This is a genomic window from Streptomyces sp. Ncost-T10-10d (assembly GCF_900091955.1).
Lineage (GTDB): Bacteria > Actinomycetota > Actinomycetes > Streptomycetales > Streptomycetaceae > Streptomyces.
On record NZ_FMDF01000120.1, the window covers coordinates 13680 to 27888 of the forward strand.

14 protein-coding genes and 1 pseudogene are annotated in these 14209 nt (G+C 69.8%); 12 read left to right on the top strand and 3 right to left on the bottom strand.

Annotation, left to right across the window (positions count from 1 at the left end; all coding sequences use genetic code 11):
- Window positions 1-15 precede the first annotated feature (15 nt).
- From GA0115254_RS19415 to GA0115254_RS19420, 3 genes and pseudogenes are all read right to left on the bottom strand, one after another.
- The gene (locus tag GA0115254_RS19415) at window positions 16-711 is read right to left on the bottom strand and encodes an ABC transporter permease (RefSeq protein ID WP_256102679.1); all 696 of its coding nucleotides are present in this window, start codon (window positions 709-711) and stop codon (window positions 16-18) included.
- 79 nt (window positions 712-790) lie between these two features.
- Window positions 791-1003 (bottom strand): annotated as a pseudogene (locus GA0115254_RS46235) (ABC transporter permease); the annotation flags it as partial.
- A 51-nt stretch (window positions 1004-1054) separates the two neighbouring features.
- Window positions 1055-2527 (bottom strand): ABC transporter substrate-binding protein, encoded by a 1473-nt coding sequence (locus GA0115254_RS19420; RefSeq protein ID WP_256102680.1) that lies wholly within the window; start codon window positions 2525-2527, stop codon window positions 1055-1057.
- A gap of 282 nt (window positions 2528-2809) precedes the next feature.
- Here GA0115254_RS19420 and GA0115254_RS19425 point away from each other — a divergent pair, with 282 nt between their 5' ends.
- From GA0115254_RS19425 to GA0115254_RS43895, 12 genes are all read left to right on the top strand, one after another.
- Window positions 2810-4567, top strand: coding sequence for a DUF885 domain-containing protein (locus GA0115254_RS19425; protein ID WP_176740192.1), 1758 nt, complete (start codon window positions 2810-2812; stop codon window positions 4565-4567).
- A 74-nt stretch (window positions 4568-4641) separates the two neighbouring features.
- The gene (locus GA0115254_RS19430; RefSeq protein ID WP_256102681.1) at window positions 4642-5205 is read left to right on the top strand and encodes a DUF5132 domain-containing protein; all 564 of its coding nucleotides are present in this window, start codon (window positions 4642-4644) and stop codon (window positions 5203-5205) included.
- Window positions 5206-5269: 64 nt separating this feature from the next.
- Complete coding sequence (locus GA0115254_RS19435; RefSeq protein ID WP_256102682.1) at window positions 5270-5530, top strand: hypothetical protein; 261 nt, start codon at window positions 5270-5272, stop codon at window positions 5528-5530.
- 68 nt (window positions 5531-5598) lie between these two features.
- Window positions 5599-6297, top strand: coding sequence for a thioesterase II family protein (locus tag GA0115254_RS19440; protein WP_256102683.1), 699 nt, complete (start codon window positions 5599-5601; stop codon window positions 6295-6297).
- Window positions 6298-6546: 249 nt separating this feature from the next.
- On the top strand, window positions 6547-7689 hold the full coding sequence (locus GA0115254_RS19445; protein ID WP_176740193.1) for an alpha/beta fold hydrolase: 1143 nt from the start codon (window positions 6547-6549) through the stop codon (window positions 7687-7689).
- A 261-nt stretch (window positions 7690-7950) separates the two neighbouring features.
- Window positions 7951-8151, top strand: a complete 201-nt coding sequence (locus tag GA0115254_RS19450) for a DUF5132 domain-containing protein (RefSeq protein ID WP_256102684.1) — start codon at window positions 7951-7953, stop codon at window positions 8149-8151.
- A 277-nt stretch (window positions 8152-8428) separates the two neighbouring features.
- Window positions 8429-8854 (top strand): DUF2254 family protein, encoded by a 426-nt coding sequence (locus tag GA0115254_RS19455; protein WP_093896566.1) that lies wholly within the window; start codon window positions 8429-8431, stop codon window positions 8852-8854.
- A 65-nt stretch (window positions 8855-8919) separates the two neighbouring features.
- Complete coding sequence (locus GA0115254_RS19460) at window positions 8920-9111, top strand: hypothetical protein (RefSeq protein WP_093896567.1); 192 nt, start codon at window positions 8920-8922, stop codon at window positions 9109-9111.
- A gap of 177 nt (window positions 9112-9288) precedes the next feature.
- Complete coding sequence (locus tag GA0115254_RS19465) at window positions 9289-9747, top strand: SRPBCC family protein (RefSeq protein WP_093896568.1); 459 nt, start codon at window positions 9289-9291, stop codon at window positions 9745-9747.
- 220 nt (window positions 9748-9967) lie between these two features.
- A complete protein-coding gene (locus GA0115254_RS19470) occupies window positions 9968-12601 on the top strand; it encodes a S8 family serine peptidase (RefSeq protein WP_141720864.1) in 2634 nt (877 codons plus the stop codon).
- 150 nt (window positions 12602-12751) lie between these two features.
- Window positions 12752-13690: a helix-turn-helix domain-containing protein gene (locus tag GA0115254_RS19475; protein WP_093896570.1), complete on the top strand. Its 939-nt coding sequence runs from the start codon at window positions 12752-12754 to the stop codon at window positions 13688-13690.
- Between the two features lie 10 nt (window positions 13691-13700).
- Window positions 13701-14180 (top strand): hypothetical protein, encoded by a 480-nt coding sequence (locus GA0115254_RS43895; RefSeq protein WP_093896571.1) that lies wholly within the window; start codon window positions 13701-13703, stop codon window positions 14178-14180.
- Window positions 14181-14209: the final 29 nt, after the last annotated feature.

Consider the following 14209-nt stretch of genomic DNA (forward strand, 5'->3'; position numbering starts at 1 on the left):
AACAGCACCATCGGATCACGTCTTCCGGATGACCGATCGGGGGTCGAGCAGCGCGAGGGCCAGATCGACCAGGAAGTTCACCACGAGAACGGCCGAGCCCAGCACGAGAACCGACGCCTCGACGACCGCGTAGTCCTGCGCGGCCACGGACTGTGCCATCGCCGAACCGATGCCCGGCCAGGCGAACACCTTCTCGACCAATACGGTCCCCGCGATCAGGGCCGGCAGGAGATTCCCGGCGAGCGTCAGCGACGCGGTCAGCGTGTTCGGCGCCACGTGGCGCAGATAGAGCGGGACGGCGGGCAGCCGTTTCGCGCGGGCGGCACGCAGATAGTCAGTCGCGAGAACCTTGAGCGTCTCCACCCGTACGATCCGCAGTAGAACCGCGGTCGGAGCGAGCGCCAGCGCGAGCACGGGCAGCACATAGGACTGAGGACCGAGGTCACCGGCTACCGGGAAGATGCGCAGGGCGACCGCCAGTCCCGCGGTGAGACCCGCCGCGAGCACGAAGTCCGGCATGCCCGCCATGGCGGAGGTGGTGGCGGTGAACGCCAGCTCCGCCCGGGGCCGCCGCCCTCCGCGTGTCCACACCGCGGCGAGCAGCCCCCCGGGGAGGGCGACGACGAGTACGCAGGCGAACGCCAGGACAGCCAGCAGCAAGGTGGCCGGCAGACGTGCCCTGACCAGGTCGGCCACCGGCTCGCCGGTCACCAGAGAGACCCCGAGGTCCCCCGTGGGCCAGATGACGCAGATACTGTCGGTATTGTGCCAACACGCCATGATCCAGGCCGAGTTCGTGTCGTCTTGCCGCTACGAGGTCCGGCGGGGCATCCACCCCCAGCGCGGCCCGGACGGGGTCACCGGGTACCAGCCGGATCATCGCGAAGGAAGCGGTGACGACCACGAAGAGGGAGACCGTCAGCCGCACTGCACGCCGGCAGCAGAACACCACCCACGGGTGGCACCGGGCCAGGGTGCCGAGCCGCGTGGACACGGTCGTCATGGGAGACCTCCTCGACTGGTGGTGCGCGGTTGTGTGCGGCGTCCGCCGCCGCTATCTGTGCAGGCGGATGCTGGTCGGTACGATCTGGCCGCCGGGCGCGACGGCGAAGGTCGTCCGGTAGCCGTATACCGTGCTCGTGCCGTCGGCGATGGGGAGCGCATCCGCTGAGCGGAACAGCGCCGCGGCGGCCCTGTTCCAGTCCGCACAGCTGGCCGTGCCCGGTGCGCGCAGGGCGAGGGCGACGAAGCGGTCGTAGGCGCGGTTGGCGACGTACGCGAAGTTGAGCCCCCCGGACGGCGGCGAGCCGGAGAAGTACGGGACGAGCTGCGCGGGCAGCGGCGGACCCGGCGAGCTGCCGACCACGACGTCGAAGTCGCCGCTTTGGTACATGGCCTGTACCACCGCGTTGCTGCTCTCGCTGACGAGGTCGACGTCCGCGCCCAGCGCCTGCCAGGTGGCGGCCATCAGTTCGGCGACCGACGGAAGGGTGGAGCCGAAGTCGGCGCTGCTGAGCAGCCGCAGCCGCAGCGGCCTGCTGTGCTTCACCAGCCTGCCCTGTGCGTTCTTCGTCCAGCCCGCGGCGCCCAAAGCCCCCACGGCACCGTGTGAGGGCAGGTTCCCGGCGGCCACGTCGGCGTGGCAGACGGAGTCCGCGGCGGTCAGATGGCTGGCGGGCGTTCCGTCGCCGCCGATCGCCACATTGGCGAGGCCCTTGCGGTCCAGGGCACCCACCAGTGCCTGACGCAGCACAGGATCGCTCAAGGGGCGGCCGGTCCGTTCGTTGAAGAAGGTCAGCCCCACCACGGTCGGCACCTGGGCGGTGGCCAGGCCGTGGCCGGTCAGCCGCGCGCGGTCCGGGCCGGTCACCATCGCGATGTTCACGCCCCCCGTGAGCAGCAGATTCGCCACCGTGGACTCCTGCGGCACCACCGACACCACGATCCGCTCAGGCTGGCCCGCAGCTGCGTTGGTCGCTCCCCGCGGCCCCCACGCATACCCCTTGCGCCGTGTGAAGAGGTACGGACCGCCCGAGGTGTAACCGCTCAGCACGTACGGCCCGGTGCCCTCCGTGTGCCTGTCCAGCGCGCCGGGATCCGCCAGCCCGGCGGGGCAGACGACGGGCACCAGACCGATCGTCCGCACGATGAAGCTGTACGGTGACGCCATCCGCACCGACACCGTCCGTGCCGCGTCATCGGCCGACACCGTGAACGGCACACCGGGCAGTGCCGCCCGGGCGCCGACGAGCCGGTTGCGGGGATCGCTCGCATATCTCAGTGACCGGGCCACCCCGGAGGCCGTGAGGATCGCGCCGTCGGAGCAGGTCACTCCCCTGCGCAGGGTGAAACTCGCCGAAGTGGCTCCGGCCCGCCACTTCTCGGCCAGGCCCGACGCCACACGCCCGTCCGGCGCCATATTGACCAACGAGTCGTAGGCATAAGGAGCCAGGGCAGAGCCGAACTGCGAGTACGGATGGAAACTCGGGGTCTCGGAGGCGGTGGCGATCGTGACGGTGCCCCCCACGACGACAGGGGTGTGTGTCGATGACACGTCGCCGCCGCCGCAACCGGCCATCACGGCTGACGCGACAGCGGCGGACGCCACCGCGGCCGACCGAGCCCTGGGAAACGACACGGTTCGGCGGTACATGGTGCTCATCGTGCCACCGAGATCGACGGCGTCGGGCCGCCTCCCCCGGGCCGGACACGAACGGGCCGGATGATTTCCCCCGTTCGAGTGAGGTCGCCCGACTCGCGGTTCATCTCCATTCCTGACGTGGCGTCATTCGGCGCGCACACTGGCAGCATGGCGAACCATCCATCCCACTGCCCGGACGGCTCGGCGGCGCAGGTCGACCGACTCGCGACCTCGTACTGGGACTTCCTGCTCGTACGTGAGCCGTCGTTGCGGACACGCCGTGGGCTGCCGGTCGAGTCACTGCCGGGAGTGTCTGCCGTGGAGGCCGACGAGCGCGCCGGGTTCGCGGCAGGGGTGCTGAACCGGCTGGGCACACCGCAGCCCGCGGAGCTGTCCGGTCCCGCCGCCGACACCGCGGGCTTCCTTCAAGCGCTGGCCGAACAGGAAGTGGAGGCGGGACGTTTCCACTGGCTCACCCCCACCGCCACGCCGTACCAGCTCTTCCGCCTCCAGCAGTACGGTGACACGGTCTTCCGCCCGTTCCGCTTCGACAACCGGGCCGACGCGGACCGGTACGTGTCCCTCGTACGGGATCTGGCCCGCTGCGTCGCGACGATCGGTGACAAGGTCGCCGGGCAGGCGGCACGGGGCTTCCGTATCCCCGTCCCGGCGCTGGCCGGGGTCCACACCACCCTCACCCGTCTGCGGGCGTCGGCGACACGGTACGTCCGAGCGGGCGCCGAGCGGCTCACTCGACTCGACGCGGCGAGCCGGGGCCACCTGTGCGACGCGGTGGCGGGGCTCGTGGCTGCCGAGCTGGAGCCGGCGTTCGACCGCCTTCTCGCCCTCGTGGGCGACCCGGACCACCTCAGGCGGGCACCGCAGGCCGTCGGATGGGCCCACTACCCGGAAGGCGAAGCGGCGTACCGGGCCTTCGTCAGGACGTACACATCCAGCGGCACAGCACCCGAACGCCTCCACGAACTCGGCCGGGAGCACTGCCGCGAACTCAGCGAGCGGATGCGGGAGATGCGAGACAGGCTCGGCTTCGCGGGGACGGAAGCGGAGTTCCATGAACGGCTCGCGACCGAGCGCCGCCTGTACGCCGTCACCCCGGAGGAGGTCGAGGCTCGCTACCGCGGACACCTCGACCGCCTCACGCCGCTGCTGCCGCGCTGGTTCACGGTCCTGCCTCGTGCCCCCTATGGCGTGGCCCGCCTCGACCAGGCGCTGGAGGCGTCGATGACGTTCGGCTACTACGAACCGCCCACCGCCACGCAACCGATGGGACGCTACCGTTACAACGCCTCGGACCTGGCGCATCGGTCACTTCTCGGCGCAGCCGCGCTGATCTACCATGAGCTGGCGCCCGGACATCATTTCCACCTCGCCCGTCAGGCTGAGAACACCACGCTGCCCGACCTGCGACGCGAACTGGTGCCCTTCAGTGGGTTTGAGGAGGGCTGGGCGGAGTACGCGGCAGGGCTCGCCTGGGAGATGGGGCTGTATGACGACCCGTGGGACGCGTACGGACGCCTGGCCCATGAACGGTTCACCGCGCAGCGCCTCGTCGTCGACACCGGCCTCAACCTCGGGAAGATGACGCTGGAGCAGGCGCGCACCTTCATGCGCGCCCACGCGGCAGCCGAGTCCGAGGGACAGATCACGACCGAGTTGCTGCGCTACGCGACCGATCTGCCGGGACAGGCGCTGACATACCGGGCGGGTCATGCGGAATTCACGGCATTGCGAGCAGCGTGCGAACGCGGCGCCGGTGCCGCGTTCGACGTGCGTGCCTTTCACGAGGCTGTGCTGGCCGGCGGCACACTGCCGTTTCCGGCCCTGCGTCGACGGGTGGCGAGAGAACTGCACGGGGCGTCCGGCCGTCAGCAGAGGTACCAGTGGTCACCCGGGGAAGGCGAGTGACGTCGAGTTCCGGCCGTCGAATGGCCTGGACAGGCCGTAACGGTAAGGCCGTTCTACTCGAATGAGTGAAGGCCATGGCGGAAATCGTAAATGCCTTCTCGACCTCGGATACTCTCCGCGATGAGGAGTGCGGGTTCGGCGGTGCGGGAACCCATGCATGTCGTCGAATCTTCCTGTTCGCCTCCCGTTGTTCTTTCAATCATTCACTGCCTCTCAATCATCACTTCCTCGCCAGAAGAGAAGGATGTCGCGCCATGCCGCCTGTAGTACCTCCATTCCTGATCGGCCTGATCGCCGCATCCCTGGTCAAAAGGCTGGGTAAACCCCTCATGCGAGGGGTCGTCAAATCGTCGGTGGGCCTGGGAATCGAAATCAAGAAGGCCGTCCACGATGCCAGCGAGGGAATCCAGGATCTCGCGGCCGAGGCGACCGCCGAAATGCTTGCCGCCCAGATGACGCACGGAGCCCAGCACGGCACCGACACCGGCGCCCCGGAGGGCGGCACCGCGGGCCGGACCGGAGCGGGCACCGGGTCGGCGCCCGCAGCCGCAACGGCCCACGCGGCGCAGGCCGGCAGTGAGAGCAAGGCCGCCGACAAGGCCCGCGGCGCCGGTTCGGCCGCTGCCAAGGTGCGCTGAGTCCGCTGACCGGATCTCCACGTGATCCCCGACGCGCCCGATGTCACGGCCCGACGAGACACGAGTGTTTTCCCGCGTGCCGTCGGCTGCGGAAGGCATGGCTGGAGACGGCGGCACCCTGATGAAGACAGGTCAGATGTCTGCGACCGGAACACCGCTGTATTCCGCCGAACTCATCCAGGAAGGCAGCGCCTACAAACTCGTCGTGACCGATCGCCTGCGCCACACTGTGCAGACCGTATACGTGTCCAGGAGGGTGGTGGAGCAGCTTCCCACTTTCCTCTCCAAGTTCAACTCCGCACAGTTGGGCGGTCTCCGGCAGTGATGACGGCGCACGACGCGAAGAAGTGGTTCCGTGTCCACCGGCGCGCGGCGGACCCCAGGCTCCGACTCGTGTGTTTCCCGCACGCCGGTGGCACGGCACAGTTGTTCCACGGCTGGCCCCCGCTGCTGCCGGAGGACGTCGAGGTGCTTGCCGTGCGGTACCCCGGCCGCCAGGACCGGCTCGCGGAAGCCTGTATCGAGGACATGGCCACCCTGGCCGACACGATCGACGACGCACTGCGGCCCTGGCTCGACCGGCCGCTGGCCCTTTTCGGACACAGCATGGGTGCCTGCGTCGCCTACGAGCTGGCCCTGCGGCTGGAGGCCCGCGGCATCGTCCCCGAACACCTGCTGGTCTCCGCACACGCAGCCCCCCAGTGGGCCGAACACACTGCACTGCACAGTGCCGATGACGAAACCCTGATCACCCGCGTCCGGCACCTCGGAGACCTGCACTCGGGGGCCTACGACATCCCAGAGCTGCGTGACCTGCTGCTGCCCGCCCTCCGCGCGGACTACCGGCTCATCGAGGGCTACCAACCGCCGCATCCGGCTCCGGTCAAGGCACCGATCACCGCGTACGTCGGCCAGGACGATCCGAGTTGCGTACTCGACCAGGTCCTCGCCTGGTGCGACCTCGCTGCCCCGGGCTCCTTCGAGCTGTGCTCGTTCCCCGGGGACCACTTCTACCTCGTGGCTCGGGAGGCCGAAGTGGTCGCGGATGTGGCAGCACGCCTTGCGCGCGCGTGCAACGCGGACCAGGCATGACGGTGGTGTGCCCGTATCGGGAACCTGGATGTCCCCGGCACACACCCGCGAGGGGCAGGCCTCGTGTGTGGTCGGTCCCCGGCCAGGTTTCACCTCGGCCCCGGCGGCTGCCCGTACGGCTGTGACGGAAGGCGGGTCCGACACCGCGCATGGCGTCTGTGGGGTTTCCAGGGGACGATGCTTGTGCCGGGCGCTGAGACGCGCGGTGTCCCTGGCAGCGGCCACGAAGGCTGGGACGGAGAGGAAACCATGCGACCGGGCACACGTGTCGCCGACGCGATACTCCGGCTGCTCAGCCGGGACTGGGCCGGGCTGGCCATCGCCCTGCTGCCGGCGGCCGCGGGCGCGCGGTGCGTCACCCTGGGAATCGGCTGGCGGATTCTCGGCGGTGTGCTCTGTGCCGTGGCCCTCGTGCTCGCTCTCGGGTCTCTCCGCCATCTGATGCATGTGGCCCGGGTACAGGTGAAGTATCCGCCACCCGGGCGAATGGTCGATGTGGGCGGCTACCGCATGCACATCCTCGCCGAGGGAGACGCCGGGCCGAGGCCCACCGTGGTCTGGATGCCGGGCGGCCATGCCGGCGGGTACGCCATGTACCGGCTGCACGCGCTGGCGCGGGACCGGACGCGTTCGGTCCTGGTGGACCGTCCGGGCTCCGGCTGGAGCGACCCGGGCCCGTTCCCACGCACGACGGCAGCCGAAGCCGTCGAACTGCTCACGGCGCTGGAGCAGGCCGGCGAAAAGGGGCCCTACGTCTTTGTGGGGCACTCCTTCGGGGGCCTGCTCATGGCCAACGCTGCCAGGCGCCGCCCCGACCTGGTGGCCGGTCTGGTGCTGCTGGATCCCACCCCGCCCGATGTCGTCGCCTTCGGCCCGTCGCTTCCGGCCCTGCGGCATGCCGTGAGAGACCAGACTGCCCTCGCGCTGCGCCACCTCTTCGGCCTCCACGCCCTCGTGTCCAGGAACGAGGCACGCTCTCTCGAAGACCCGACGCAGGTTCTTGCCGTAATCGAGACCAGGACCAAGGCGAACTGCGCCGCGGCATCGATCCTGCGAGAGCTGTCGCCGGACGGCATCACCCGAGACGGTTGGCAGACGGTCGTACACGATGGCGAGCTCGGCTCGCTCCCCCTCCTCCTCGTGGCGCCACGCGATCTGACGGGTGGTGACGAGATCTTCGACACGGTTGACGATCCGGAGGAGAGCGCCCGGGTACGGCACTTCTTCCTTACCGTGAGGGAACGCTTTCTCGCAGCCTCCACTGCGGCCCGGAGGGTCTACACCCCGGAGGGAACCGGCCATGATTTTCCGGACTGCGTGCCCGAGTTCGTTGTGCAGGTGGTGGGCTCACTGCTGGACGAACGCGGGGCGGGCGCACCGGACCCGTTGTGATTCCGTTCCGCAGCGACGGTCTGCTCCGGCGCGCCTCCGCTCAAACGAATGAAAGGCATCGGCGTCCCCGGGCGCGTCGGCCGAAGGTCGACTACGGTGTTTTTCGGTGGGGGTGAAATGCCTGCCCAGCACGGCCGGCCAGGCGGTATTGGCACGTGCGGTGGCGGCAGCCGTGCCGTGTACACAAGAGAGGGTTCACACATGCCCCCTGTAGTTCCTCCCTTCCTCATTGGCCTGATCACGGCCCCTCTGATCAAGAGAGTGGTGAAACCGCTGGTGCGGGGCATCATCAAGACGTCGGTCGGCCTGACCCTCGAAGTCAGGCGTGCAGCCATCGAGGCGGGCGAGGAGATTCAGGACCTCACCGCCGAAGTGGCTGTCGAGAAGCTGGCGAGTTCGGCTCGCACGCGTCGTGTGAAAGCCGACGGTGAGGTAACGGCGCAGGGTGCCACAGCCGGTTGAAGACTGGCCGTCAGCGAGAAGCCGGGTACGGGTATGGAGCAGCCTGCTCCATACCCCGCCGTTTCTTACAGCTACACAGACTGTGCGTCGGGAGCGATCTCGACGTCGCCCGCAGCATCGACGATCTCTGCGATCCCGGCGCACAACGGTGCGCGGCGCTTGGCCCGCGGCGGACGCGGCCGCCGCCTGCAGCGAGTCTTCCGCTCGGTGTCGAGCCGATATGGCGTTGTTCTCGCGCACATGCGTGCGGTCCAAGCGAGTTGCGGTGACCTGGCTAATGCGTAGCTTCCACCTGGAAGCGCAGTGGCGTCGCAAAGCGGCGCGTACCAACCTGTGGCTGGTCCCCACTATCGAGGTCGCGGTCGCGGTGGGACTCTTCGCGGTCACCTATGCGCTGGACCGCGCGGCCAACAATGGTCGGATCACGCCCCCGTCCTGGGCGATCAGCGGTACGGCGGACGCCGCACGGCAGATTCTCACCACGCTGGCCGCCGCCGTCATCACGGTCGTCGGCGTGGTGTTCTCCATCGTGATCGTGACGCTGGCCCTGGCCTCCACCCGGTTCGGACCACGGATACGGTCGGGCTCGACGGCAGGCGCTCGCCGGACAACCCCTTCGCAACGAAGAACGACCCCCGCGACCGCGCCGCACGAGGGCGGGGCGCTGGTGATCGAGCCGCTCTCACCGGAACTCTCCGAGTAGCGCCCGTACCTGATCACGATGAACTCGAAGAAGGACACCCACCGAGGGCGTCTTGGATTGGGGCCGTGGCCGCTGGTCTGGCCTGCGCGACGGGCGTCGCCCCGTTCTTGCACCGGACGGTCAACGTGATCTGGCTGGTGCTGCGCGGCGAGCGGACCCAGGGGTGGGGCGTGAAGCGCGAGCTGATCCGGTCTGTGAGCGCCGGCAGCAGCTCTCGCACCGAGTTCACCTTCGCCTTCCGTACCAGGTCGTATTGAGGGTGTGCAAGGCCGTTGTTGCGCACTGATCGCGTGTGAAGAGCATGTGGGACCCTACGCGGGTGCCCTCAACTCCGGTACAGGGAGACTCTCTTGGGGCGAGGGCTCAACGACCTTTACGAGCGCCCGCGATGGGAGGATCACCGTGCCACCACACCGTATCGAGGAGGGTCCGAGGTGCCGTCCGCCGAGCTGAAACACATGTTCCGGATCGCAGCGCCGCCTGAAGAGGTCTTCGCGCACTTGGCCGAACCGTCACATTACGTCGGCCTGTCGCCGCTCCTTGTCGCCGTCCGCGACGTGCGCAGCAGCGGCGGAACCGTGCACTACACGGCCGTGGAGCGCTTCCGGTTCCTCGGCGTCCTACGGCACGACAACATCATCGACGTCACGCTCGTCGCCGTCTCGGACGGTCTTCCGCAGTCCGCCGAGATATCCGGCGAGGTCCGCAGCCCCGGCCGGGTCCGCATGAGCTACCGCTTCACCATCGACCGCCATGAGGCCGGCTGCGTCGTCACCGACACGCTGCACCTGCGGACGCCCCCGGGCCTGCTCCGCTTCGCCGCCTCCCAGGCGGGGGCGGTCCAGCAGGCCCGGGCCCGTGTTCTGACGGCCCGCCTGGCGCGGCCGGCTTGACGTCGTGCCCATTGACGTGGGTGCCTGATGCAACCTGTGCGCTCAACGGCACCGGTCGGGTGGCGGACCTGACCGGGCACTCGCCGGAGCAATCCGGGTTCCCACCGGCCTCGGGCAGGCCGGCCGCGCGCACAGGACCACGTCGAGTTTTCGACATGGCAAGAACGCGACATTGCAAACGATTGATCCGCTACGGAGGCGCGGGCTTGGATCTCTGGTCGTGAACAGACAATCCATCACCGCAGCGGCCGCCCTCCTGCTGCTGCCACTCGCCGTGCCCGGCAGCCTGGCACACGCAGCCACGGACGATCGGTCCGGGCCGTCCGTAACCCGCATCATCACGCTCGACAGTGCACCGGCCGCGCAGCGATCCTCTCCCAAAGAACGTGCCGCGGCGCGCCACGCCGTCGACGACTCCCAGCGGGAGCTGGTCGATGCCGCGGGACACGCAGGGATTCCACTGACCGTCCACCGCCATTATCGCAACGTCGTCAACGGCCTGGTGGTGAAGGTCCCCGCGGCGCAGGCCGGCCGGCTCACCGCGCTGCACGGCGTGGCCTCCGTCTCAAAGCCGGTGGTGTACGAAGCGCCGGAGAAGCCCACCCCGGTCTCCGCGGACGTCCTCAAGAAGGCCGTCGCCCAGGCAGGCGGCACCGCCCGGTCGCGCGCCGACGCACCGTCCGGTCGGGAAGTCGTCACCACCACGGACCTGACCGGCGTCCCCCAGGCCCATCGCCAGGGTTACACCGGCAAGGGCGTCACCGTAGGCATCGTCGACAGTGGCATCGCCTACGACCACCCGGCGCTCGGCGGCGGGGGCTTTCCCAACTCCAAGGTCCTGGGCGGCTACGACTTCGCGGACGAGGACGCCGACCCCTACGACGACCAGTACGGGCCCGCCGCCGGACACGGCACCCATGTCGCCGGCATCGTCGCCGGTGACGACGAGCACATCGTGGGGGCCGCCCCGGATGCGACCCTGCGCTCCTACCGTGTCTTCGGCACCAAGAACGCCGCCACCGACGACATCATCATCGCCGCGCTCGACCGGGCCGCCTCCGACGGTGTGAACGTCGTCAACATGAGCCTGGGCGCGAAGGGCGAGCGCAGCAGCAACGTGCTCTCACTCGCCGTCGACAACCTCGTGGCCTCCGGCACTCCCACCGTCGTTTCCGTCGGCAACGGCTACGCGGGTCCGTTCAACGCTGCGGCACCGGCCGTCGCCAACGGCGCGATAGCCGTGGGCAGCACCTACAGCAACCGCTACCCGTACCTGGCCTTCGCCCTCGACGACGGCTCCACCACCCCCGTTCCGTACCAGGACTCCGGGCGCGCCCCGGCCGCGCCCGCGACGGGCAGCAGCCCGATCACCCCCATGGCCTCCAGCTGCGATCCGCTGCCCGCCGGCAGCCTCGCCGGTCGGATCGCCCTCATCGCCCCGGTAACCGACCCTGCGGAGTCCTTCAACTGCCGCCCGCTGGACCTGGCCCGCACCGCGGAGGCCGCCGGGGCGGTCGGCGCGATCTACCACGAGCCGAGGACCGACCCGGACACCATCCCCGTGTCGCCCTGCTGCGGCACCACCGGCATTCCGCTGGTGGCGATCCGCGAGAGCGACGCCAAACGCATCCTCGCCGCACCGGCCGGGATCAAGCTCACCTGGGGCGCCTACGCCGGCAGCCCGCTGAATGCCGACGCCGCCGGGCTGATGGACCAGAGCTCCTCCTGGGGCCCCGGCAACGAACTGGAGTTCAAGCCGGACATCGCCGCTCCCGGCGGCTACATCCTCTCGGCGATGCCGAAGGCACTCAACTGGTACGGCGTGAACTCCGGCACCTCGATGGCCGCCCCGCACATCGCCGGTGTCATCGCCCTGCTGCTTCAGGCCCACCCGGGCCTCACCCCGGACCAGGTGCGCACCACCCTGCAGAACACCGCCACTCCGCTCGCCATGACCGGCGACCACAAGCGCGGTCTGCAGCCCGTCGCCCAGCAGGGCGCCGGGCGGGTAGACGCGATGGCGGCCCTGGCGTCGGTCTCCGGCGGCCGGCCGACCGCCACCCCCTCCAAGCTGGCCCTGGGCGACCTCGAGGGACGGCAGCGGATCCGACGCGTCACGGTGCACAACCCGACCGACCAGGCCGTGACGTACCGGGTCGGGCAGAGCGCCGCGGTCTCCGCCGCCCCGCCGTACACCAGCTCCTGGCAGCCGGTCGACACCGCTGGTGACGCCCGGGTCCACGGCGTCGACCGACTCACCGTCGCCGCGCACGGCAGCGGCACGGTCACTGTGCACATCGAGCAGCCCGACAGAGTCCCCCAGGGCACCCTGTTCGGAGGCTGGGTGGAGTTCACCCCAGTCGACGCGGCCTCTCCGGAGATTCGGGTGCCCTACCTGGGCATGGCGGGCGACTTCGACGCGGTCTCCGCAATCAACCCCACCTTCTCCGCGGTCAACACCACGCTGGACAATCCGGCGCTGCGCCCCGGCTACTTCAGCTTCGGCCGCAGCGTGCCGATCACCGTCGACCTCACCGACGCGAGCACGGCCAACGACGAGGCATGGGTGATGCTGTCGCACGGCTACCCCCTGCTTGAGCGGATGCGCCTCCAAGTCCTCGACGCGCGCGGCAGGGTGGTCGCCACGCCGTACGACGCCTCCTGGGTGAGCCGCAACTCCGGTGCCGGCACCGGGATGGGCTTCTACAGCTGGGATGCCAGCCTGGCCGACGGCACCCCCGCCCCCGCCGGCACCTACCGGCTGCGGTTCGTCTTCGACAAGGCGCTCGCCGATCCCCAGAAGGCACCCGGTACCGAGACCTGGACCTCCCCGGAGGTCACCCTGGTCCGCTGACCGCGGCTCGGGGGTCCACATCGACGACGGCCGACGGGCCCGCTGTATCCGGCGGGCCCGTCGGCCGCCCGTACCCAGGCATCGCGCACTCGGACGAGCTGCGAGAATCCGCCCTGACGGACAGCGCGCAGCGAACGGAAGGCGGCTTTGATGCTGGAGGATCTCGAGCTCACCCCCGTCCAGGAGAACGTCTACCGGGTGCTGATCACACGGCTGGCCGCCACCCCCGACGAAGTGGCGGAGGCCGCAGCCGTACCGGGTACGCAGATCGTCGCCGTACTGGACTCGCTGGCCGCCCGCGGCCTGGTCGGCCGACAGGGTGACGGCAACTACGCCGCCGCGTCGCCGGCAGTCGCGCTCGGCGCGGAGCTGGCCGCGCACCGCGAACGCCTTCAGCGCGCCGAGCTCGCCGTGGCCGAGCTGGTCGAGACCTACCGCACCGGCAGCATGGGCCGGGCACAGCGCGATCTGATGGAGCTGGTCGAGGGCCGGGTCGCCGTGCGGCAGCGGTATGTCCAGCTCCAACTCGCCGCCCGGCGCAGGATCGACACCTTCGTCACCGGAGATGTCCAGGTGGTCGGCCCGGACAACACCGAGGAGCCGACCGTGCTGGCGCGAGGCCTCCGGGTGCGCGCCGTCATCGACCAGGGCTTCCTGAGTAAACCGGGCGCGGCCGACAACGTCGACGAGTCGCTCGGCCGGGGCATGCGGGTACGGACGATCGAAGAGATACCGCTCAAACTCATCGTCTGCGACGGCGAGGTGGCGATGCTGCCGTTGCACGGCCGCGGCAGCGAAGTCGACCCCAGCCTCGTCCTGCGCGGCGGCCTGGCGAACGTGGCCCAGGCACTCTTCGATGCGGTGTGGGAGCGGGCACGCCCCTACGGCGAGCCGCACCACGGTATTGACGCCGTGGACACCCGCATCCTGCGGCTGCTGCTCGCGGGCCTCACCGACAACGCCGTGGCCGGGCAACTGGACATGTCGGCGCGCACCGTGCAGCGGCGCATCCAGTCGCTGATGGCCCAGGCCGGGGTCACCACCCGCATCCAGCTGGGGTGGTACGCCCGCCACCACGGCTGGGCGTGACGGGTGCGCGGTGACCAGCCGGGCCATCCTCGACGCGCTCGCCGCCCACGCCCCGCCCGGTACCACCTTCCACCTGCTGGAGACCGAGACGCTCGGCCTCGGCGTCCCCTATGTACCGCGCGCCGTCGCCCGCGCCCTCGTCGCCGCAGACCGGCGGCTCGGTTGTGACGTGGGCCGCGGGCTGGTGCGCTTCGTGCGCCAGGTCTACCGCTACCTTCACCACGACATCGGCGAACGCATCCGCGACGAAGTTCGCGCCGAACTGCACAAGCCGGGCTCGCGGGTGGTTGATGCACACTCCCTCGGCAGTGTGATCGCCTTCGACGTGCTGACCCGCGACGGCATCGGCCACGGCCCTGAGGGGCTCACGACCCTGGTCACATGTGGCCCCCCGCCGGCCTGGCCTACTCCGCCGCTCTCTTGGGTACGACGAAGGCCCTCTCCAAGTTCCGGATGGAATCAACTGGCTGAACCCCTACGCTCCTGGTGACATCGTCGCCCTGTCCCAGGGCCTGGCGT

What these genes read in the sequence shown, in the direction of transcription:
- GA0115254_RS19445 (WP_176740193.1), top strand. Translation starts at nt 6,547, where the DNA reads ATGCGACCGGGCACACGTGTCGCCGACGCGATACTCCGGCTGCTCAGC.
- GA0115254_RS19425 (WP_176740192.1), top strand. Translation starts at nt 2,810, where the DNA reads ATGGCGAACCATCCATCCCACTGCCCGGACGGCTCGGCGGCGCAGGTC.
- GA0115254_RS19455 (WP_093896566.1), top strand. Translation starts at nt 8,429, where the DNA reads ATGCGTAGCTTCCACCTGGAAGCGCAGTGGCGTCGCAAAGCGGCGCGT.
- GA0115254_RS19475 (WP_093896570.1), top strand. Translation starts at nt 12,752, where the DNA reads ATGCTGGAGGATCTCGAGCTCACCCCCGTCCAGGAGAACGTCTACCGG.
- GA0115254_RS19430 (WP_256102681.1), top strand. Translation starts at nt 4,642, where the DNA reads ATGGCGGAAATCGTAAATGCCTTCTCGACCTCGGATACTCTCCGCGAT.